This window comes from Streptomyces sp. NPDC004610, from assembly GCF_040609715.1.
In the GTDB taxonomy this organism is placed as follows: Bacteria; Actinomycetota; Actinomycetes; order Streptomycetales; family Streptomycetaceae; genus Streptomyces.
In genome coordinates this window covers 58096-77502 of the sequence record NZ_JBEXLA010000011.1, presented here as the reverse complement: position 1 = coordinate 77502, position 19407 = coordinate 58096, and the positions used below count along the sequence as shown (strand labels likewise).

At 71.8% G+C, this 19407-nt stretch carries 15 protein-coding genes and 3 pseudogenes; 10 read left to right on the top strand and 8 right to left on the bottom strand.

Annotated elements, in window-relative coordinates:
• Positions 1-11: 11 nt before the first annotated feature.
• Positions 12-514 (top strand): annotated as a pseudogene (locus tag ABZX40_RS14640) (hypothetical protein); the annotation flags it as partial.
• On the opposite strand, the gene ABZX40_RS14635 reads toward ABZX40_RS14640, so the two are convergent.
• Positions 489-938, bottom strand: a complete 450-nt coding sequence (locus ABZX40_RS14635; protein ID WP_355737986.1) for a nuclear transport factor 2 family protein — start codon at positions 936-938, stop codon at positions 489-491. The pseudogene ABZX40_RS14640 and the gene ABZX40_RS14635 sit on opposite strands and share 26 nt — an antisense overlap.
• 199 nt (positions 939-1137) lie before the next feature.
• Here ABZX40_RS14635 and ABZX40_RS14630 point away from each other — a divergent pair, with 199 nt between their 5' ends.
• On the top strand, positions 1138-1584 hold the full coding sequence (locus tag ABZX40_RS14630) for a nitroreductase family deazaflavin-dependent oxidoreductase (RefSeq protein WP_355737984.1): 447 nt from the start codon (positions 1138-1140) through the stop codon (positions 1582-1584).
• Between the two features lie 205 nt (positions 1585-1789).
• On the opposite strand, the gene ABZX40_RS14625 is transcribed toward ABZX40_RS14630, so the two are convergent.
• Both ABZX40_RS14625 and ABZX40_RS14620 read right to left on the bottom strand, forming a co-directional pair.
• The gene (locus tag ABZX40_RS14625; RefSeq protein WP_355737982.1) at positions 1790-2176 is read right to left on the bottom strand and encodes a VOC family protein; all 387 of its coding nucleotides are present in this window, start codon (positions 2174-2176) and stop codon (positions 1790-1792) included.
• Positions 2177-2215: 39 nt separating this feature from the next.
• A pseudogene (locus ABZX40_RS14620) lies at positions 2216-2630 on the bottom strand (helix-turn-helix domain-containing protein); the annotation flags it as partial.
• Between ABZX40_RS14620 and ABZX40_RS14615 the strand changes: the two are divergent.
• From ABZX40_RS14615 to ABZX40_RS14595, 5 genes and pseudogenes are all read left to right on the top strand, one after another.
• A pseudogene (locus ABZX40_RS14615) lies at positions 2629-2715 on the top strand (NADP-dependent oxidoreductase); the annotation flags it as partial. The pseudogenes ABZX40_RS14620 and ABZX40_RS14615 sit on opposite strands and share 2 nt — an antisense overlap.
• Before the next feature lie 367 nt (positions 2716-3082).
• Positions 3083-3463, top strand: a complete 381-nt coding sequence (locus ABZX40_RS14610; RefSeq protein WP_355737979.1) for an anti-sigma factor antagonist — start codon at positions 3083-3085, stop codon at positions 3461-3463.
• A gap of 98 nt (positions 3464-3561) precedes the next feature.
• Positions 3562-4221 carry a DUF4230 domain-containing protein gene (locus ABZX40_RS14605; RefSeq protein WP_355737977.1) on the top strand — a complete coding sequence of 220 codons (660 nt, stop codon included), beginning with the start codon at positions 3562-3564 and terminating at the stop codon, positions 4219-4221.
• Positions 4222-4293: 72 nt separating this feature from the next.
• Positions 4294-4923 carry a VanZ family protein gene (locus ABZX40_RS14600; RefSeq protein WP_355737974.1) on the top strand — a complete coding sequence of 210 codons (630 nt, stop codon included), beginning with the start codon at positions 4294-4296 and terminating at the stop codon, positions 4921-4923.
• Positions 4924-5066: 143 nt separating this feature from the next.
• Positions 5067-6356 carry a family 16 glycosylhydrolase gene (locus tag ABZX40_RS14595; RefSeq protein ID WP_355737971.1) on the top strand — a complete coding sequence of 430 codons (1290 nt, stop codon included), beginning with the start codon at positions 5067-5069 and terminating at the stop codon, positions 6354-6356.
• A gap of 12 nt (positions 6357-6368) precedes the next feature.
• Here ABZX40_RS14595 and ABZX40_RS14590 read toward each other — a convergent pair whose 3' ends face one another.
• Positions 6369-6605 carry a hypothetical protein gene (locus ABZX40_RS14590; RefSeq protein ID WP_355737969.1) on the bottom strand — a complete coding sequence of 79 codons (237 nt, stop codon included), beginning with the start codon at positions 6603-6605 and terminating at the stop codon, positions 6369-6371.
• A 208-nt stretch (positions 6606-6813) separates the two neighbouring features.
• Here ABZX40_RS14590 and ABZX40_RS14585 point away from each other — a divergent pair, with 208 nt between their 5' ends.
• From ABZX40_RS14585 to ABZX40_RS14575, 3 genes are all read left to right on the top strand, one after another.
• Complete coding sequence (locus ABZX40_RS14585; protein ID WP_355737966.1) at positions 6814-7863, top strand: PHP domain-containing protein; 1050 nt, start codon at positions 6814-6816, stop codon at positions 7861-7863.
• A 387-nt stretch (positions 7864-8250) separates the two neighbouring features.
• Entirely contained in the window at positions 8251-9219 is a 969-nt protein-coding gene (locus ABZX40_RS14580) for an SDR family NAD(P)-dependent oxidoreductase (RefSeq protein WP_355737964.1), read from the top strand.
• Between the two features lie 309 nt (positions 9220-9528).
• A complete protein-coding gene (locus ABZX40_RS14575; protein WP_355738357.1) occupies positions 9529-10245 on the top strand; it encodes an NPP1 family protein in 717 nt (238 codons plus the stop codon).
• 60 nt (positions 10246-10305) lie between these two features.
• Here ABZX40_RS14575 and ABZX40_RS14570 read toward each other — a convergent pair whose 3' ends face one another.
• The 4 genes from ABZX40_RS14570 to ABZX40_RS14555 form a co-directional block, all read right to left on the bottom strand.
• The gene (locus ABZX40_RS14570) at positions 10306-12516 is read right to left on the bottom strand and encodes an RICIN domain-containing protein (RefSeq protein ID WP_355737961.1); all 2211 of its coding nucleotides are present in this window, start codon (positions 12514-12516) and stop codon (positions 10306-10308) included.
• A gap of 87 nt (positions 12517-12603) precedes the next feature.
• A complete protein-coding gene (locus ABZX40_RS14565; RefSeq protein WP_355737958.1) occupies positions 12604-14742 on the bottom strand; it encodes a ThuA domain-containing protein in 2139 nt (712 codons plus the stop codon).
• A gap of 4 nt (positions 14743-14746) precedes the next feature.
• Positions 14747-17659 (bottom strand): carbohydrate-binding protein, encoded by a 2913-nt coding sequence (locus ABZX40_RS14560; RefSeq protein WP_355737956.1) that lies wholly within the window; start codon positions 17657-17659, stop codon positions 14747-14749.
• 341 nt (positions 17660-18000) lie between these two features.
• Positions 18001-19290 carry an ROK family protein gene (locus ABZX40_RS14555; RefSeq protein ID WP_355737954.1) on the bottom strand — a complete coding sequence of 430 codons (1290 nt, stop codon included), beginning with the start codon at positions 19288-19290 and terminating at the stop codon, positions 18001-18003.
• Positions 19291-19407 lie beyond the last annotated feature (117 nt).

Sequence of the window (19407 nt, the reverse complement as noted above, 5' to 3'; positions counted from 1 at the left end):
TCGGTGGGGGCGGGGCGGGCGGGGCGTGTCTCGTGTCGCTGAGCGCCCGGATGTCGTGGCGGACCGGGGTATGCGCCGCCCTCGGCGTGGCCGTGGCCGTGGCCGACGGGGTGTACGTGGTGGGCGGTGCCGCTCTCGCCGACGCGCTGCGCCCCTGGACGGTGCCGCTGCGCTGGGCGTCGGCCCTGGTGCCTGCTGCCCCGGCGGCCTTGGGCGCGGTGTCCGCCGTACGGCGGTACCGGGCGCGGGCGCTGGGGCTCGGCAGCGGGGGCCGGGGGCAGCCGGGTCCGCATCGGAGCGGGCGGTGTTCGTGCTGCCGCCTCCGCGAGCCGGCGGGCGGCGGTGCGCTCCTGGGCCGGGCGCTGACCGGCACCGGGGGCGGCTGGTGACCGCGTTGGTGTCCGGCGCGGTGCTGACGGGCCCTGCGGCACGGATGGCGCCTTGGCTGACCGCCCCTCGACGGGTCGGCCGGAGCCGTCCGGACGGGGTCAGCCGGGGTGGCCGTCCGGGGTGAAGGCCCGGGAGACGGCGAGGCTGTCCTCGTAGACGTGGTGGCGGACCACGAGGCCGTCGGTGACGGTCAGATGGAGGGCGAAGCGGGCCCGGTAGGCGCGGCCGGTCGCGGCGGCGGTCTGGCGGATCTCGCCGAGGACCACCGCGTCGGCGCCGTCCACCAGGACGCGTTCGACCCGGGTGTCCACCTCGTCGGGGCGGTGGTGGGCGCCCAGCTCCCGGTAGTGCGCGGCGGCGTCGGCGCGGGTGCGGCGGGGGCGGATCCACGGGGTGGCGGTGCGTCCGTGCTCCTCCTCGGGCCAGTTCAGTTTCCAGTCGGTGTCGTCGGCGTACAGCTCGGCGACGTGCTCCGGGTCGCCCGCGGCGATCCGGCGCAGCAGTTCCTCCACCACGGTGCGGGTGGTCGTGTCGTCGGCGCTGGTCATGGCCCCTCCCCTGTCGTCGTGCGATGTTGGTCGCGGTGATCACCACTGTGCCGGACGGGCCCGCGGCGGGGCGATGACGTCCGGGGTAATGGCGTGCCGGACCGGGCCCGGTGGATGAAACGGGTGCGGCGCGGTGTTGCAGCCGACAGGTGCGCTGTCCGCGAGCCGCGTGACAGCGGGACGGGAAGGGACGGAAGTCATGCCTCTGGAAGGTGAGTACGAGCCGAGCCCGAACAAGTGGGTGGAGGACCAGGTCCAGCTGTACGAGCGGACCGGCGGGGCCGAGGGCAATCATCAGCCCGGCGGTGATCTGCCCGTGGTGATCCTCACCAGTGTGGGCGCGCGGAGCGGCAAGATCCGCAAGACGCCGGTGATGCGGGTGGAGCACGACGGTGACTACGCGGTGGTCGCCTCGCTGGGCGGAGCCCCGAAGAACCCGGTCTGGTACTACAACTTGAAGTCCGAGCCCCGGGTGGAGCTCCAGGACGGGCCGGAGAAGTGGGACATGGTCGCCCGCGAGCTGTCCGGGCCGGAGCGCGAGCGGTGGTGGGCGCGGGCGGTGGAGGCGTATCCGCCGTACGCGGAGTACCAGACGAAGACGGACCGGGTGATCCCGGTGTTCGTGGTGGAGGCGGCGGGGGCGTGAGCGGGGCGCCCGCGCCGGAGCGGAACCGAACTCTCCGCGCCGGGCGTGCATAAATCTGCCTCGCGCCGGGCACTCGACTGTCAGGCCCCGCCGCGTTCCCCCGTCGCGGCGGGGCCTCTCGCTGCCCGGCGACTGCCGTCGGGCCTGTCGTCGGGCCTGCTGTGCAGAGCCTCCCGGCGCCTCGCGGCTGGTCCCGGCGGCGGTGTCAGGCGCCCGGGGTGTGGCGCAGGGTGAAGGAGTGGCCCGCGGGGTCGGCGCAGAGCCGTTCCTCGGTCGGGCCGGGGGTGGACGGGGCGTCGAGGATCCGGCCGCCGAGGGTGATGATCGCGCGTTCCGCCGCGTCCATGTCGTCGGCGGTGTCGACGAGGAACTCCAGATGGGCCTGGAGGGCGTCCTCGGGGCGGGGCCAGCTCGGTGGGGTGGCGGTGGGATCGCGGCGGAAGGCGAGCCGGATGCCGTCGGCGCCGCGGAGGTCCACCCGGTCGACGCTCACCTCCGCCTCACCGGCCCCCAGCAACTCCCGGTAGAAATCGGCGAGTTTCTCGGGCTCGGCACAGTCGAGCACCACGATCCCCGTGCGCACCAGGGTCATCTCTCCTCCAGGGGCCGGTTCCGGGTTGGTCTTTCCCGGCTATCCCGGTTCAGGGGATTCAGTCCTGGCCCGGCGTGAACGCGTCCACGCGGTCGGCACCGGGCGCGCTCCGAACGTACGGCGGTGCGCCTGTGGGGAGGACGCCGATCGCCGCGTGCAGATGCCGGCGCAGGGACGCGGCGGTGATGAAGCCGACCTGCCCGGCGATGTGGTCGACCGGGAGGTCGTCGGCCTCCAGGAGATGCCGGGCTCGGGCCACGCGCGGATCGCCGAGCCGCTCCGGCGCCCAGGCGCGGGTGACCGGATCGCCCAGCCGCTTCAGCATCCAGGCGCGGGTGGCGGCCGTGCCGGTGGCACCCGGCGCGGGGACCGGCCGCTCGATGAACCGGGCCTGGCCGCCGTCGCGCCAGGGCGGGACGACACAGCGCCGGGCGACGGTGTCGGCGACGGCGCTGGCCGCCGGGCAGCGGGTGCTGATCCACGCGGCGGCCGGTGGGGTCGGTCAGGTGGCCGTGCAGATCACCAAGGCGCGCGGCGCGTAGGTGATCAGCACGGCGAGCGCGGGCAAGCGGGGGCGCTGCGGAGGACGTTCCCGCTGTCGGCTCGGAGGCGGCGCGGGCGCTCGAGCGCGGGGCGGGACCGGCCGGACGACCGACCGGGAAGCTGGTCCCGGTGGCCGATTGAGGCACCCGGGGCTGCCGTTGACCGGTGGGACGGTTACGCTCCGCTGGGACCACAAAGTACACAACTACGGTCGGTCTCTGCCCCGAGAACACAGATCTCGCTCTCAATTCGGCGACATATGTCAATCGAACATGCTGGAATTCCTTCTAACGAGGGTAACTTGCGGGGCAGTGGACGGTGTTGGACCGTGCCCCGCGGGTTCAGCAGGTAGGAGGCGATGTCGTGCAGCAGGACCCCGCGCCGCTCAGCCGGCAGCTGCGAGTCCACCGGGTGCGCGGCTACACCGTCGTGGAGTTCCGCGGCGAGATCGACATCGCCGCCGCGGCGGAGATCGCCCCGCATCTCGACGCGGTGACCGCCCGCCCCGGTTCGTTGATCGTGCTCGACCTCACCCACATCGAGTTCTTCGACTGCTCGGGGCTGCGTCTGCTGTACCGGGCCCGCACCCGGGTGCTCGACCGGGACGGGCGGCTCCAGTTGGTCTGCGCCCATCCGCTGACCCTGCGGGTGCTGCGGGTGACCGGGCTCTCCCGACTGCTGCCGCCGGTCGCCACTCTGGAGGAGGCGACGGCCCGGCCGGGGGCGGCCAAGGGCTCGGTCTGACCGTCCCGGGCGCCCCCGGGGAAAGGTGCTCCGTCAACCCATCGGTATGGCGCGGGACTTGGCTGGGCATCCGGAAGGGAGGAAGGAGGGCCGTCGACATGTCGACTCACCTCAGGCGCCTCCCCGGCCGGATACCCGGCTGGGCCAAGCTCGCGGCCGTCGTGGTGCTGGTGCTCGCCGTGCTCTTCGCCGGTCTCCGGCTGAGCGTGGTCCCCGGGCTCAAGGATCTCTTCGGCAGTGACACCCAGGACCGCTCCGGTCCCGCCCTGCTCCAGTCCATCCAGGACATGAGCCGCTACGAAGCCGCCTCGGGCAACTTCCAGGTCGTGGTCGACCTGGAGAAGGACGCCCGGCTGCTGCCGGACGCGATCCGGGGCACCCGCACGCTGTATGTCGGCGCGGGCACGGTCGACGCCTATGTCGACCTCGGCAAGGTCGGCGAGAACGACGTCACGGTGAACGAGGACCGCACCTCCGCCACCCTGCGGCTGCCGCACGCCGCGCTCGGCACCCCGGCCCTCGACCCCGAACGCTCCTACGCGGTCTCCAAGCAGCGCGGGCTCCTCGACCGCCTCGGCGACCTCTTCTCCGGCAACCCCAACAGCGAGCAGGCGGTGCAGAAACTCGCCGTCCAGCACATCGGCGACGCCGCGAAGGAGAGCGGGCTCACCGCCCGCGCCGAGAGCAACACCACCGGGATGCTGGAGGGGCTCCTGCGCTCCCTCGGCTTCGAGGACGTGAAGGTGACGTACGGGTGAGCCCCGTCTGACGCCCGCCCCCTCCCCGAACCTCCCCCGAACCGCCCGTCCACCGACAGGAGGAGCCCTGCCATGGCCCGTGCAGCCGCACGTCCCCGGCTACCGCAGCGCGCACGCCCCGGCAAGAGCAAGCCGAAGCAGAAGCAGAAGGCAAAAGCGAAGGCGAAGCCGCAGCCGCAGCAGAAGGCACCGGAAGGCAGGGGGACCGGGCGCCGCTCGGCCCGCCGGTATCTGCGGCTGCTCCTCCGCTCCCTCGCCGTGGTCTGTGCGTTCGCGCTGATGGTGGCGTTCGCGGCGGTGCTCGCCCGGCTCACCCTCCAGCCCTCCCCCGCCTCCGAGGCGCTGACCCACACCAATCTGCACCCCGGCCGCTCCCTGATGGCCTATCTGGACCAGCCCGAACTGCGGGACGCGGCGAAGCAGGTCGGCGGGAATCTGCTGCTGGGCGTGCCGTTCGGGGTGCTGGTGCCGGTGGTCGCCCCGAAGGCGCGCGGCGTGCTGCGGATCCTGCTGCTCACCGCGTTCGTGATGCTGTGCGTGGAACTGGTGCAGGGCGCGATGGTGACCGGGCGGGCCTTCGACGTCGACGATGTGATCCTCAACAGCACGGGCGCACTGGTCGGCTATCTGCTGCTCGGGCGGCGGCTGGGCCGGGTCGTTCACACCCGGGACACCCGGGACTCCCGGGAACCGGCTCGGTGAGGTGCGAACCATGACTTCGAATAATGGTCCGGACCAGAGTATTGACGGCCCCTTATCTCATTACTTAAATCAAGGGCGACCTCTCTTTCCCCCACCTCGGTAGGCACACCCGCCCCCTCGGGCCGCCTACGGAAGGGAGAGCCGTGGCCTCTCCACGACTGCTCCGCAGATGTCTGCTCGCCGCCCTGTCGGCCGTGATGGTCGGCTCGGCGGCGGTCGCCACCCCCGCACAGGCCCGTCCGGACGACGCCGCCACCGTCTCCGCCACCGCGACCGTGACCGCCGAAGGTGAGATCGGTGCCCAGGCGGTGGTCTTCTCCGACTACTTCGACGGTGCGGCCGGTTCCGCCGTGAACGGTTCGAAGTGGCAGATCGAGACCGGCGACAACGTCAACAACCATGAGCGGCAGTACTACACCGCAGGCAACGCCAACGCGGCCCTCAACGGCCAGGGCCAGCTGGTGATCACCGCCCGCCGGGAGAACCCGAACAACTACCAGTGCTGGTACGGCCGGTGCGAGTACACCTCGGCCCGGCTGAACACCGCCGGGCGGTTCACCGCGCAGTACGGGCATGTCGAGGCCCGGATCAAGGTGCCGCGCGGTCAGGGCATGTGGCCGGCGTTCTGGATGCTCGGCAACGACCTCGGCCAGGTCGGCTGGCCCAACTCGGGCGAGATCGACGTGATGGAGAACGTCGGCTTCGAACCGTCGACCGTGCACGGCACCCTCCACGGTCCCGGCTACTCCGGGTCGGGCGGGATCGGCGCGGCCTACTCGCTGCCGGGCGGGCAGGCGTTCGCGGACGCCTTCCACACCTTCGCGGTGGACTGGTCGCCCAACGCCATCACCTGGTCCGTGGACGGCAACGTCTACCAGACCCGCACCCCGGCCGACCTCGGCGGCCGTCAGTGGGTGTTCAACAAGCCGTTCTTCCTGATCCTGAACTTCGCGGTGGGCGGCTACTGGCCCGGCGACCCGAACGGCTCCTCGGTGTTCCCGCAGCAGATGGTGGTCGACCATGTCACCGTCACCACCGGCGACAGCGGCGGCAGCGGCTCGGCGATCCGGGGCCTGGCCGGAAAGTGCGCCGACGTGGCGGGCGGCGGCTCCGCCAACGGCACCGCCGTCCAGCTCTACGACTGCAACGGGTCCGGGGCGCAGCAGTGGACGGTCGGCTCGGACGGCACCATCCGGGCGCTGGGCAAGTGCCTGGACGCCACCGGGGGCGGGACCGCCGACGGCACCCGGCTCCAGCTGTGGGACTGCAACGGGTCCGGCGCCCAGAGATGGTCGGTCAGCGCGGCGCAGGACATCGTGAACGTCCAGGCGAACAAGTGCGTGGACGTGACCGGCGCCAGTTCCGCCAACGGGACCCGGCTCCAACTGTGGACGTGCAACGGCACCGCCGCCCAGAAGTGGACCGTCGGCTGAGCGGAGGGCCGGTCAGCGCGGGATCCAGGTGAACTTGTCACCGCCGACCCAGCAGACCACGTCCGGATCGTCCAGATCGTGCACGGTGATACCCCACTCGGCGGCCACTTCGAGGACGTCGATGACGGTCCTCGCCGCGCCGACCACCTCGCCGTCGATCTCCACGATGCGGAACGGCGGGGTGCCGGGCTGGACGCCGAGCACCATGATCCGCGGGCGGAAGATACGCGGACTCGCTACTTCGGTCATGCCTAGAGCGTAGAGCGCATTTGTCCGGAATGATCTGTTGATGCGTCCGGGTCGGCACCCCCGGCCCGGACGCGTCACGCCCTCCGGGGCCCGTCGGCGGTGATCGGCGGGCCCCGGGAAGATCCCTCGGCACGGGCGCTGCGCCGGGCCCGGGGCTCCGCCGTGCGCCGGGGGCGGGGGTGCGGAACCCTGGGGGCAGGAGGTGGCGATGGATCCCGTCGAGGCCCTGGAGCGGATCGCCTTCCTGCTGGAGCGGTCCCTGGCGCCGTCCTACCGGGTGCGCGCCTTCCGCACCGCCGCCCGGGTGCTCACCGCCCTCGGCCCGGACGAGGTGCGGCGGCGGGCGGAGGCCGGGACACTGGAGGGGCTCAAGGGCGTCGGCCCCAAGACCGGCCAGGTGGTGACCGAGGCCCTCGCCGGACACGTACCGGAGTATCTGGCGGGGCTGGAGGACGAGGCGGCGGCCGGGCCGGAGCCCGAGCGGGGGCGCGAGCTGCGGGCGCTGCTGCGCGGCGACTGCCATCTGCACTCCGACTGGTCCGACGGCGGCAGCCCGATCGAGGAGATGGGCCGTACGGCCGCCGCGCTCGGCCATGAGTGGGCGGCGCTCACCGACCACTCCCCCCGGCTGACGGTGGCGCGCGGGCTGAGCCCCGGGCGGCTGCGCGAACAGCTCGATGTGATCGCCGCCCTCAACGCGACCTGGGCGCCCTTCCGGCTGCTCACCGGCATCGAGTGCGACATCCACGAGGACGGCTCGCTGGACCAGGAGCCCGAGCTGCTGGAGCGGCTCGACGTGGTCGTGGTGTCGGTCCACTCCAAGCTGCGGATGGACGCCCGCGCGATGACCCGGCGGATGGTGGCCGCCGTCCGCGATCCGCGCTCCGACATCCTCGGGCACTGCACCGGGCGGCTGCTGATCGGGCGGGACGGCGGGCGGCCCCGGCCCGAGTCCAGTTTCGACGCGGACGAGGTGTTCGCGGCGTGCGCCGAGACCGGGACGGCACTGGAGATCAACAGCAGGCCCGAGCGGCTCGACCCGCCCCGGCGGCTGCTGCGCCGGGCGGTGGACGCGGGCGTGCTGTTCTCGATCGACACCGACGCCCACGCGCCCGGCCAGCTGGACTGGCAGCTCCTGGGGTGCGCGCGGGCCGAGGAGTGCGGGGTGCCCGCCGAACGGGTGGTCACCACCTGGTCCCGGGAGGAGCTGCTGGCCTGGACCAAGGAGGGTCGGGTACCGGCCGGGGTGGCGCGGTGACAGGGCTCATGGAGGGCGGTGGCACGGCTGACGGAGGGCAGTGGCACGACTGGCGGAGGGCAGTGGCACGGCTCACGCAGGGCGGTGACACGGTTCACGCAGGGGCGGGAACAACCAGAGGTGGTTCTCCGTTGAACAGACCGTGGGTGCGAAGGGAACAGTGTCCCCGGGCCTCACCTTTCGCCCACAGGGACGATCGTTCGGCTGAAGCCCTGTGGAGCCCCTCGCCAGGAGGCGACCGCCCTTCGCACCCCACCCTGAGCTGCCCCGACCGTGGTTCCCCCGTCGCGGTCGGGGCTTTCCCCTGCCCGCGACGGGCCGCTCGCGGCCCCGACCGGGCCGCCCGCGCTTGACTTCGAGGGCGCTCCAATTCGTAGCGTTCCGAACATGACCACCACTGCACAGCACGCGATCGGATCCGGCTTCGGCGCCCGCACCACCGCCGACGAGGTGCTTGAGGGCATCGATCTCACCGGACGGCTCGCCGTCGTCACCGGCGGCTACTCGGGGCTCGGTCTGGAGACCACCCGCTCGCTGGTCCGCGCCGGTGCCCGGGTCGTCGTCCCGGCCCGCCGCCCGGAGGCCGCCCGCGAGGCGCTGAAGGACCTGGACGGGGTCGAAGTGGACGCGCTGGACCTCGGTGACCTGGAGAGTGTGCGCGGCTTCGCCGACCGCTTCCTGGCCTCCGGGCGCACCATCGACCTCATGATCGACAACGCCGGGATCATGGCCTGCCCCGAGACCCGGGTCGGCCCCGGCTGGGAGGCCCAGTTCGCCACCAACCACCTCGGGCACTTCGCCCTGGTCAACCGGCTGTGGCCGGCCATCGAGCCGGGCGGGGCGCGGGTGGTGTCGGTGTCCTCGGCCGGCCACCACAACTCCGCCGTCCGCTGGGACGACATCGACTTCCGCGACGGCTACGACAAGTGGCTCGCCTACGGCCAGGCCAAGACCGCCAATGTGCTGTTCGCGGTGGAGCTGGACCGGCTCGGGCGGGACGCCGGGGTCCGGGCCTTCGCCCTGCACCCGGGCGGCATCCTGACCCCGCTCCAGCGCCATCTGAGCACCGAGGAGATGGTCGGGCGCGGCTGGATCGACGAGCACGGCGAGCCGGTCGACCCGGACGCCTTCAAGACCCCGCAGCAGGGCGCCGCCACCCAGGTCTGGGCGGCGACCTCGCCCCGGCTGGACGGGCTGGGCGGGGTGTACCTGGAGGACTGCGACATCGCCGAGCCCGCCGCCGACGGCGCGCGCTCCGGCGTCATGCCCTACGCGACGGACCCGGAGCAGGCGGCCCGCCTGTGGACCCTGTCGGCGGAGCGGACGGGGGTGGACGCGTTCGGGGGGCGGCGCTGACGGATCCGTCCGGACGGCGGGGTCGCCGGAGGCGCGGTACCAGCGATGGCCGCGGACGGGGTCATTCCGACCGGCAGGTGAACGGCTCGGGTGCTCCCGACGGAGGTCAAGTGCCGTCTGTCGCCGAGTCATTGACGTCGTCGAATCGGGCCTGCGAAGGTCTGGACCTGAATTGGCCGAGCGCATCCAGCGTCTCGTTCGCAGTCAGGAGTCGACGTGCGCAACCCGCTGTCCCCCACCAGAGGTTCCGGCACCGCCGCCCCCACCCGTGTCCGGCGCCGTTCCGTGGTCGCCGCCGCCCTCGGCGCGATGGCCCTGGTCGTCGCCCTCCCCGCCCAGGCCCGGGCCAGTGTGCTCACCGCGCTGCCGCAGAACGCGCCGGGCCTGGACCAGACCTTCTCCCCCGCCTACGACTACGACGGCGACGGCTGCTACGCCACCGCCGCGATCGGCGCCGACGGCACGATCAACCCTGGACTGCCGCTGGGCGGCGACGTCAACGGCAAGTGCCGCGACTACGCCCAGCTCGCCCAGGCCAACACCTACTCGCGCGCCAAGTGCAACAACGGCTGGTGCGCGGTGATGTACGCGAGTTACTTCGAGAAGGACCAGGCCACCCTGGGCCCGGCCGCGATCGGGCACACCCATGACTGGGAGCATGTCGTGGTGTGGATCCAGAACGACCAGGTCGCGTACGTGTCGGTGTCCCAGCACTCCTCGTACCAGGTGGCCGCCCGGTCGGCGATCCGGTTCGACGGGACCCATCCGAAGATCGTGTACCACAAGGACGGGGCGTCGACCCACTGCTTCCGGTTCGCCAACGGCAATGACGAGCCGGCCGAGAACCACACCGGCAACTGGTTCTACCCGCGTCTGGTGGGCTGGGACGGCTACCCGGCGGGCTACCGCGACAAGCTGACGGCGGCGAACTTCGGCTCCGCCTCCCTCAAGATCAAGAACGGCGACTTCGAGTGGCACCTCAACTACTCGAAGCCCTCGGGCATCGCCTTCGACGCCTACGCCTGACCGGACCCGGAGGCCGGGAGCCCTCGGCGGGGTTCCCGGCCTCCGGCCTGTGGGGGGTGGTCAGGGGTAGCTGGTGAGGTTGGCGACGTTGGTGGTGGAGTTGGACGGCCCGCCCCGGTCGTTGATGACCCGGCGGATGGTGCCGACCCCGCCGAGGGAGACGGTCACCATGCTGGTGAACCGCACATTCGCCGTGTTCGGGGCTTCGATGGCCCGCTCGGCGGCCACCCCCGGATTGACGTTGAAGTAGCAGTAGCTCCCGAAGCCGTAGACCTGATGGCTGGTGACGGTGTTGGCGACCTTGTAGGCGGCGTAGCCCTGGGTGGTGCCGTTCATCCAGGCTGCCTGGTTGGGTGGGTCGTAGGGCATTTCGTTCTGGTAGAAGTAGGTCCGGCCGCCGTTGCCGTTCCAGATGGTCTGGTACTTCTGGTAGTGCTCGACGAAGAGGCCGTACATGGTGACGTTGTCGCCGTTGACGATGAGTCCGGTGTCGCCGGTGTTGGTGTTCCAGCCGATGCCGGTGCCGTGGTCGCCGCGCCAGATCCACAGGTGGTCGCCGATGACGTGGTCGCTGTTGACGGTGAGGCTGGTGGTGGCCCTGCCGACGGCGGCGCCGCCGACGCGGAAGTAGATGTCGTGCAGGGAGGTGGGGTTGGCGGCGTGGGAGGCGGCGGAGTTCGCGGGGCCGACCTCCAGGAGGGTGGGTGAGTTGGCCGTCCCGGCGTCGAAGAGGATCCCGGCGAGTTTCACCCCGTCGACGTCGGCGACGCGCATGGCGGTGATGCCGTTGTCGGGGATGAAGGTGGCCAGGCCGAGACCGAGGACGACGGTGTCGGGGCGGTTGATCTGGAGGGTCTGGTTGAGGTGGTAGACACCGGGGGTGACCAGGAGGTTCTTGCCCGCCGCGAGTGCCGCGTTGATCTCGGCGGCCGTCGCGCCCGGCTTGACGATGTGGAACTGGTCGATCGGCAGCGACGACCCCGCCGCCGTTCCGTTGGCCCAGGTGGTGCCGGTGCTGTTGGCGCGCAGGGCGGGGACGAAGACCTGGTAGGTGCCCGCCGAGTCGATGTAGAGGAACGGCTTCTCACGGACGACCGGGGTTTGCGCGACGGTGGTGTAGGGCGGGCTGGGGAAGCTGGTGCCGGGGACGCCCTGGCTGCCGACAAACACCATGTTCCAGTTGGAGCCGGTCCAGCTGCCCAGCTGTGAGTTGCGGGTCAGCCACTGCTGCTGCGTACCCGAGTTGACCTGGCCGTCGATCTTGCTGTCGGCCATGAACCCACCGCTGGACCAGCCACCGTCACTGAGCGCCAGACCGCCCCGGACATGCATCCGCCGGTAGGCGGACGCCTGGGACACCGACCACCGGTCCGCGCCGCCCGCCGGATTCACCGACAGATTCTCGGCGCCCCGCCAGAAGTTCTGGGTGGCGTTCTGCGGCGGGAACCAGTCCGCCTCCACATGCACGGCCCCATTGATGTTCACCGAGTCCGGCGACAGCCCCAGCCCGGCGACCTGGGTGTAGAAGCCGACATTGACATCGGCGCTGTAGGTGCCGGGTTTGAAGAGCAGGGCGTAGCGCTGGGAGCCGAACTGGTTGGTCTCCTGCTGCTGGAAGATGGAGTTGACCCGGCTCTGGATGGTCGACGCCGGCATGGAGGGGTCGAAGACGGCCACATTGGGGCCGAGGTCGATGCCGCCGGGCGGCGGGGTGACCGGGGCGACCTGGAAGGTCTGGGCGGCGCTGCCGTTGCAGGTGTACTGCACGAGCTGGACGCTGTCGGCGGTGGAGGCGGCGGGGACGTCCAGGCACTTGCCGCTGTTGCGGTTGACGAAGTGATAGGCGCCGCCGCCCTCGTCCACCGGCAGCCACTGCTGGTTGGTGCCGCCGCCGTAGGCCCAGAGGTGGACGGCGGCGTTGTCGGCGGTGGAGACGTTGGAGACGTCGACGACCTGGGTGGCGTTGCCCCGGTTGTTGATCCGGATGTAGCCGTCGGTGGTGGTGGTGAACGACCACTGCTGGGCGGTGGAGTTGTTGCAGGTGTACTGCTGGACGGCGGTGCCGTTGGCGGTGCCCGCGGCGCGGGCGTCCAGGCATTTGCCGCTGCCCTGGTTGACGACGGTGGACCAGTCGGTGGGCAGGGCGGCGATGCCGGTGGCGGCGTCGGGGGCGGCCTGGGCGGGGGCCGCGGTGAGCAGGGACGCGGCGGTGAGCAGGGCGGCGGCCCAGCTGCTGCGCCGGGTGGCGGTGGGGGCGGAGAGGAGAGACACGCATCCTCCTGATGAGGACTCGGCCGGGAGCAGGGGGAACGGGTGCCCGGACGGTGAGGTCCGGGCACCCTCGGAGAGGGGCCTTGACTACGGGTTGAAGCGGCCCACCCAGTACGCCGTGCGGTCGAGGTAGGCGGTCTCGGCGGCGGTGCCGGTCTGTCCGTAGGCACCGTTGTAGGTCTGGTAGCCGAAGCCGGTGGGCGGGGTGGAGTCGGCGGGCTCGATGGAACTGCCCTCGTGCCATTCGTTGAACGAGGTCACCGACACCCAGGTGGGGTTGCCACCGATGGCCGGGTCCAGGGCGTTGTTCCACTGCCGGTCGTAGGCGGCGCCATTGGCGCGGGCCACCGTGGGAGTGGAGTTGCCGGGGACGGCCCGGTCGTCGATGTAGCCAGGGGCGACGGACGGGGACCAGATCAGGCCGTTGGCGCGGGCATAGTCACCGGCCTGCTTCCAGCCGGGGGCGGTGGCACCGGCGATGCCGTCGTAGGTGTACATGCCGGAGAAGTGCGCGATCTTGGTGGTGTCGGTGGTCTGGGCGAGGACGATGCTGGAGCCGGTGACCTGGTCCAGCGCCGTCCAGTCGGGGATGTCCAGGCTCTGGAAGACGTAGTAGGCGCCCTTGTTGCCGTGGGCGGCGGAGCGGTAGAAGGCCGGGTGGCCGCCGTAGGTGCTGTTGATGTACTGGATGTCGGCGACGGTGGAGGCGGCGGATCGGCCGCCGTACGGTTCCAGGTGCCAGGCGACCTTGATGCCCTTCTTCTGGGCCGCGTCCAGGACTCCGCGGGCGAGCCGGTCCTCGTAGCTGCCCTGGCCCCACCAGCTGTAGACCAGCACTCCGGCGCCGGAGCGGGCGACCCACTCCATGTGCTGGGCGACGGCTCCGGCGAAGTCGCCGGAGTCATAGGCGCCGAGGGTGGGGTAGAGGTCGGCGCCCACGTCGCTGGGCGGGGTGCGGGTGCCCTGCTGCCAGTGGCGCCAGCCGCCGTTGACGGCGGGGCTGCCGTACCAGGGGTAGTAGAAGAGGTGGACGTCGTTGGAGAGGGCCTGGGTGGTCTGGGCGGCGAGGCTGAAGGTGTCGATGTCGAAGAGGGCGCCGGAGCCGCCGGTGAAGCGCAGGAAGAGCGGGCCGGTGGCGGTGCCGGTGAGGGTGGTGGAGACGGTGGTGAAGGTCTCCCAGCCGCCGGTCACCGGGACCGCGACCGAGCCCAGCAGGGTGCCGGTGGCGGAGCCGGAGCGGACCTCGATCCGGCCGCCCGCGCCCGCCGAGGACACCTTCGCGGTGAAGGTGCGGGCGCCCGCGGTGGAGACGGAGGCGTAGCCCGCCCAGTCGCCGTTGTCGATGTAGCCGAGGGTCTGGCCGCCGCTGGCCGGGCCGTGCGCGGCGGCCTGGACACCGGACTGGGAGGTGAAGGACTCGGCCTCGATCTGTCCGGTACCGGCCGGGGGCGCGCAGTTGGCGGTGACCTGACCGGCCGCGTAGCGGACCCCGCCGAGCAGCAGGGAGCGGAAGTTGGGGTCGGCGTAGGACTCGATGGTGTGGCCGAGTCCGGTGTAGAAGGAGCGGCCCTGGCCCTGGCCGTGGCACCAGGTGATGGGGTGGTCGGAGCCCATGGAGCCGCCGCTGTAGGTGGACTCGTCGAGCGTCTGGAGGACATGGACGCTGGGGCGGGGGTTGGCGCGGTAGTTGTACCACTCGTCGGTGCGGGTCCAGGTGGCGCCCAGGTGCTGGGTGGCCGGGTGGGTGCGGTCCTCGGTGCGGACGGTGGCCGACTGGATCGCCGGGTGGCTCTGGAACCAGGCGCCGACCAGCTGTCCGTAGTAGGGCCAGTCGTACTCGGTGTCGGCGGCGGCGTGCACCCCGAGGTAGCCGCCGCCGGAGTCGACATAGGTCTGGAACGCGGTCTGCTGGGTGGCGTTGAGGACATCGCCGGTGGTGTTGAGGAACACCACCGCCTCGTACTGGCCCAGGTTGGCGGTGGTGAAGGCGTTCGCGTCCTCGGTGGTGGTGACGGTGAAGTCGTTCTGGGTGCCGAGGGTGCGCAGGGTGTCGAGGCCGGTGGGGATGGCGTCGTGGCGGAATCCGGCGGTCTTGGAGAACACCAGGACGTCGAAGGCGGCGGCGTGGGCGGTGCCCGCCGGGACGATCAGGGAACCCATGAGGGCCAGGGCCGCGGCCGAGGTGAGGCGGCGCAGGGCGCGGGTCAGTCGGGTCGGTCGGGTCATGTCGTCACCCCTTCCGTGCCGTGGAGGTGAGGACGGTGGTGCCCAGCGAGAAGGTGTCGATGTCGAAGAGGGCTCCGGCGCCGCCGGTGAAGGTGAGGAACAGCGGGCCGGTGCCGGTGCCGGTGAGCGCGGTGGTGACGGAGGTGAAGGTCTCCCAGCCGCCGGTCACCGGGACGGTCATCGAACCGAGGACGGGTCCGGTCTGGGAGCCGGAGCGGACGGTGATGGTGCCGCCCGCGCCCGCGGAGGAGACCTTCGCGGTGAAGGAGCGGGCGCCGGAGGTGGAGACGGAGGCGTAGCCCGCCCAGTCGCCGTTGTCGATGTAGCCGAGGGTGTAGCCGCCGCTGGCCGGGGTGTGCGCGGCGGCCTGGACGCCGGACTGGGAGGAGAACGACTCGGCCTCCCACGGGGTGGTCGTGGTGCCGCCGCTGGCCAGGGTGAAGGCGTCGAGGTCGAAGAGGTTGCCCTGTCCGGTCACCCCGCGGAACACGAGGTAGAGGTCGGTGGTCCCGGCCGGTGCCCCGGCGAGGGTGGCGGTGACGTCGGTGAAGGTCTCCCAGCCGCCGGTCACCGGCACGGTCGCGGTGCCGAGCAGGGTGCCGGTCGCGGAACCGGCGCGGACCTCGATCCGGCCGCCCACGCCGCCGGAGGAGACCCGGGCGGTGAACCGGGTGGCACCCGCGAGGGCGTACGGCTTGAAGGAGATCCAGTCGCCGTCGTCGGTGAAGCCGACGGTCCTGCCGCCCTCGGCGGGGCCGTGGTCGGCGGTCTGGATGCCGGACTGGGCGGTGAAGTGCTCGCCCTGCCGGTGGCGTGGCTGGAGGGTGCGCAGGGAGTGGGTGGTGAGCCCGGCGGCGTCGGTGTACTCGGCGTCGAAGACCCCGTACAGATTGGCGGCGCTGTCGTGCTCGCCGTCGGCGGGGACGGTGATGGTGCCCTGGCAGCCGGTGGAGGAGGTGATGGCGTGGGTGTGGGCGTCATGGCCGAGGAGATAGGTGACCTTGACCTTGGAGCAGTCGATCGTGCCGTCCTCGGGGTCGGAGACCTGCACCGTGAAGGGCACGGTGTCGCCGAAGGAGAACAGCTGGCCGTCCAGGGGTTGTTGCAGGGTGACCGTCGGCGCGGTGTTGCCCGCGGTGACGACGAGACTGGCGGTGCCGGTGAGTCCCTGGGGGTCGCGGACGGTGAGGGTGGGGCGGTAGGTGCCCGCGGTGGTGTAGGTGTGGCTGGGGTTGGCCGCGGTGGAGGTGGTGCCGTCGCCGAAGTTCCAGGAGTAGGTCAGCGCGCCGCCCTCGGGGTCGGAGCTGCCCGCGCTGGAGAACTGGACGGCGAGCGGCAGGGCGCCGGAGGTGCGGTTGGCGGACGCCTGGGCGACCGGGTTGCGGTTGGCGCCGCCGATGTACTCGATGCGGTACAGGGCGGAGTTGTTGCCGCCGGTGCCGTAGTCCAGGACGTAGAGGGCGCCGTCGGGGCCGAAGTCGGTGTCCATGACCTGGGTGCCGTTCCAGGGCATGTCCTCGATGACGCCGTAGGTGCCGTCGGCCTTGACCTCGATGGCCTTGATCCACTGGCGGCCGTACTCGGCGGCGAAGAAGCGGCCGTCGAGGGACTGGGGGAACTTGACCGTGGAGGTGGAGTTCGGGTCGTAGCGGTAGACCTCGCCGCCCATCGGGGACTCGGAGCCGCCGCCGAACTCGGGCGGGGAGCCGTCCAGGCCGTACTTGATCCAGCTCGCCCTGGCGGGTGGCAGGGTGGACTGGCCGGTGTTGCGGAAGGAGTTGTTGGCCGGGCCGCCGGAGCAGGTGTACTTGGCGGCCGAGGGGCCGCTCGGGAAGGTGTACTCGTTGTAGGTCTCGGCGGTGGTGTTGGTGCCGGTGCAGTAGGGCCAGCCGTAGTTGCCGGGCGAGGTGATGCGGTTGAACTCGACCTGGCCGCCGGGTCCCCGGTTGGCGTCGGTGCCGCCCGCGTCGGGGCCGTAGTCGCCGAGGTAGACGGTGCCGGTGGCGCGGTCGACGGACATCCGGAACGGGTTGCGGAAGCCCATGGCGTAGATCTCGGGGCGGGTGTTCGCGGTGCCCGCGGCGAAGAGGTTGCCCGCCGGGACGGTGTAGCCGCCGGCCGCGGTGGGCTTGATCCGCAGCAGCTTGCCGCGCAGGTCGTTGGTGTTGCCGGAGGAACGCTGGGCGTCGAACTGCGGGTTGCGGTTGGTGCGTTCGTCGATCGGCGCGTATCCGGCGGAGTCGAAGGGGTTGGTGTCGTCGCCGGTGGTCAGATAGAGGTTCCCGGCGGTGTCGAAGTCGATGTCGCCGCCGACATGGCAGCACTGGCCACGGTCGTTGGGGACTTCGAGGACGATCCGCTCGCTGGCCATGTCCAGGGTGCCATCGGCCCTCAGGGTGAACCGGGACAGGTTGAGGTGGCCCTTCCAGGGCTCGAAGTCGGCGGCGGTGCCGGTGGTGGGGGCGTCACCGGCCGGGGTGGTGAGCTTCGGGGAGTAGTAGACGTATACGAACCGGTTGGTGGTGAAGGCCGGGTCGGCGGCGATCCCCTGGAGCCCTTCCTCGTCATGGGTGTAGACGTCGAGCTTCCCGGCCTGCTTGGTGTTGCCGGCCGCGTCGGTGAGGCGGATCGTGCCGTCGCGGGCGGTGTGCAGGACGGAGCGGTCGGGCAGCACGGCCAGCGACATCGGCTCGCCCGTCTCGGCGGCTCCGGTGGCGAGCTGGATCTGCTGGTAGTCGGCGGGCGGGAGGTCGGCCGCCGCCGCGGACTCCGTACTGGAGTGGGACTCCGTACTGGCGTGGGACGTCGTGCTGGCGTGCGGGGCCGTACTGGCGGCGGGGGCCGCGGTGACGGCTCCGGCCAGGACGAGCGCGAGCGCGGTGAGCGTTCTCAGCCCCGCGCGAGGGCGCCAATGCATGAAGGATCGTCCTTCCTGACGGTGGGGGATGTCAGGCAAGGCGCGCGCCGGCCGCGCTTGCCGGGTGGCTTCTGGGCGTGCTCGGGCGCATATCCCTTGCGGTGTGTATTAATTGCGTGACACAGCCAAGGGAATTGCAGATTTCTGCTAACCCTTTGCATGCTGTTGGCCACCCGGCCATTTGTCAAGTGCCTGTCAAAACTACGTTACAGACGAGCACTTCCGGCCGGGCCGGGTACGGCTTCCCCCGGCGCTCCCCGGCCTCCCTCGGCTCCCCCTCAGCCCCCTTGACCCTCCTCGGCCCTCCCCCCGGCCCCCTCGGCCCTCCTCCCGCCGCCTCCTCAGTGCGGGGCGCGCTCCTCAAGGACCGCCTGCCACGCGGGGGTCGGCCCCTCCGGGGCGGGCTCCAGCCGGCGTCCGCCGCGCGCGAAGAAGTCGGCCAGCGGCAGGATCGCCGCCCCCACGGTGACCGCGTCCGGCCCGAGCCGCCCCAGTTCCACGGTCACCTTCTGCGCCGGATAGGTCAGCGCGTACGACATGGCGTGGCGGCGGACGGCGGGCAGAAAGCGGGTGCCGAGCTGGAGTCCGGCCCAGCCGCCGATCAGGATCCGCTCGGGCTGGAAGAGGTTGATCAGATCGGACAGCCCGGCGCCCAGGTACTCGGCGGTCTCCTCCAGCACCCCGAGGGCGACCGGGTCGGGGTCGGTGCCGTCGGCGGGGTAGGCGGCGGCGAGCATCGCGGTGAGGGCGGTCTCCTCGTCGGTGCCCCGAGGGGGCTGCCCGCCCGCCTCGCGCCAGCGTTCCAGCAGCGACTCGGCGCCCGCGTACGCCTCCAGACAGCCGAGCGCTCCGCAGCGGCAGCGGCGCCCGCGCACCCGGACCGTCAGATGCCCCCACTCGACGGCCCGCCCGTTGTCCACCTCGGCGGTGACCAGGCAGGCCCCGACGCCGGAGCCGAACAGCACGACGACGGCGTTGTGCGCGCCGCGCCCGCCGCCGAACCACATCTCGGCCTGGCCGAGGGTCTTGGCGCCGTTGTCGATGAAGTAGCGGACCGTGCCCGGCAGCGGGGAGCCCTCGCGGAGCAGTTCCTCCAGCGGGACCGCGTCCCAGCCGATGGTCTGGCCGTGCACCACCGCGCCGCGTCCGGCGGTGCGCTCGACGATGCCGGGTACGCCGATGCCCACGCCGAGCAGCTGCTCGGGGGCGATGGCGGCGGACTCCAGCACCTCGGCGATGCCGTCGCGGATATGACCGACGATCACCTCGACGTCGTAGCGCTGGGGGGCGAGGGGGCGTTCGGTGCGGGCGAGTTCGGTGAGGGTGAGGTCGAACAGCTCGACCCGGACGCGGGTCTCGCCGACATCGACGCCGATCATATGACCGCTGCCGGGGGCGACGCGGAGCAGGGTACGGGGCCGGCCGCCGTCGGAGTCGACGCTGCCGGCCTCCTCGACCAGGCCGTCCCCGACCAGGTCGGCGACCACATTGCTGATCGAGCCGGAGCTGAGGCCCGTGGCCGGGCCGAGCTCGAAGCGGCTGAGGGGGCCGTCGAAGTAGAGCCGTTGCAGCACGGCTGTGCGGTTGGCCCGCCTCAGATCCCGTACCGTGCGCCCGTTCCGCCCCGTCATGTGGCTCCTTCCGCCCTGTGTCCGACCTGCAACATACCTCTCGGGCTGTCCTGACCGCGACCTTTCTCGAACCCTTAATTCATGTGCTGAGCGAAGCGGGGGGCTCCGCCGGGCGGG

Bases quoted from the DNA above. Each gene is read 5' to 3' on its own strand.
- ABZX40_RS14580 (WP_355737964.1), top strand. From the start codon at position 8,251: ATGACCACCACTGCACAGCACGCGATCGGATCCGGCTTCGGCGCCCGC.
- ABZX40_RS14625 (WP_355737982.1), bottom strand. From the start codon at position 2,176: ATGACCCTGGTGCGCACGGGGATCGTGGTGCTCGACTGTGCCGAGCCC.
- ABZX40_RS14585 (WP_355737966.1), top strand. From the start codon at position 6,814: ATGGATCCCGTCGAGGCCCTGGAGCGGATCGCCTTCCTGCTGGAGCGG.
- ABZX40_RS14565 (WP_355737958.1), bottom strand. From the start codon at position 14,742: ATGACCCGACCGACCCGACTGACCCGCGCCCTGCGCCGCCTCACCTCG.
- ABZX40_RS14555 (WP_355737954.1), bottom strand. From the start codon at position 19,290: ATGACGGGGCGGAACGGGCGCACGGTACGGGATCTGAGGCGGGCCAAC.
- ABZX40_RS14560 (WP_355737956.1), bottom strand. From the start codon at position 17,659: ATGCATTGGCGCCCTCGCGCGGGGCTGAGAACGCTCACCGCGCTCGCG.
- ABZX40_RS14575 (WP_355738357.1), top strand. From the start codon at position 9,529: ATGGCCCTGGTCGTCGCCCTCCCCGCCCAGGCCCGGGCCAGTGTGCTC.
- ABZX40_RS14630 (WP_355737984.1), top strand. From the start codon at position 1,138: ATGCCTCTGGAAGGTGAGTACGAGCCGAGCCCGAACAAGTGGGTGGAG.
- ABZX40_RS14605 (WP_355737977.1), top strand. From the start codon at position 3,562: ATGTCGACTCACCTCAGGCGCCTCCCCGGCCGGATACCCGGCTGGGCC.
- ABZX40_RS14590 (WP_355737969.1), bottom strand. From the start codon at position 6,605: ATGACCGAAGTAGCGAGTCCGCGTATCTTCCGCCCGCGGATCATGGTG.
- ABZX40_RS14635 (WP_355737986.1), bottom strand. From the start codon at position 938: ATGACCAGCGCCGACGACACGACCACCCGCACCGTGGTGGAGGAACTG.
- ABZX40_RS14600 (WP_355737974.1), top strand. From the start codon at position 4,294: ATGGCCCGTGCAGCCGCACGTCCCCGGCTACCGCAGCGCGCACGCCCC.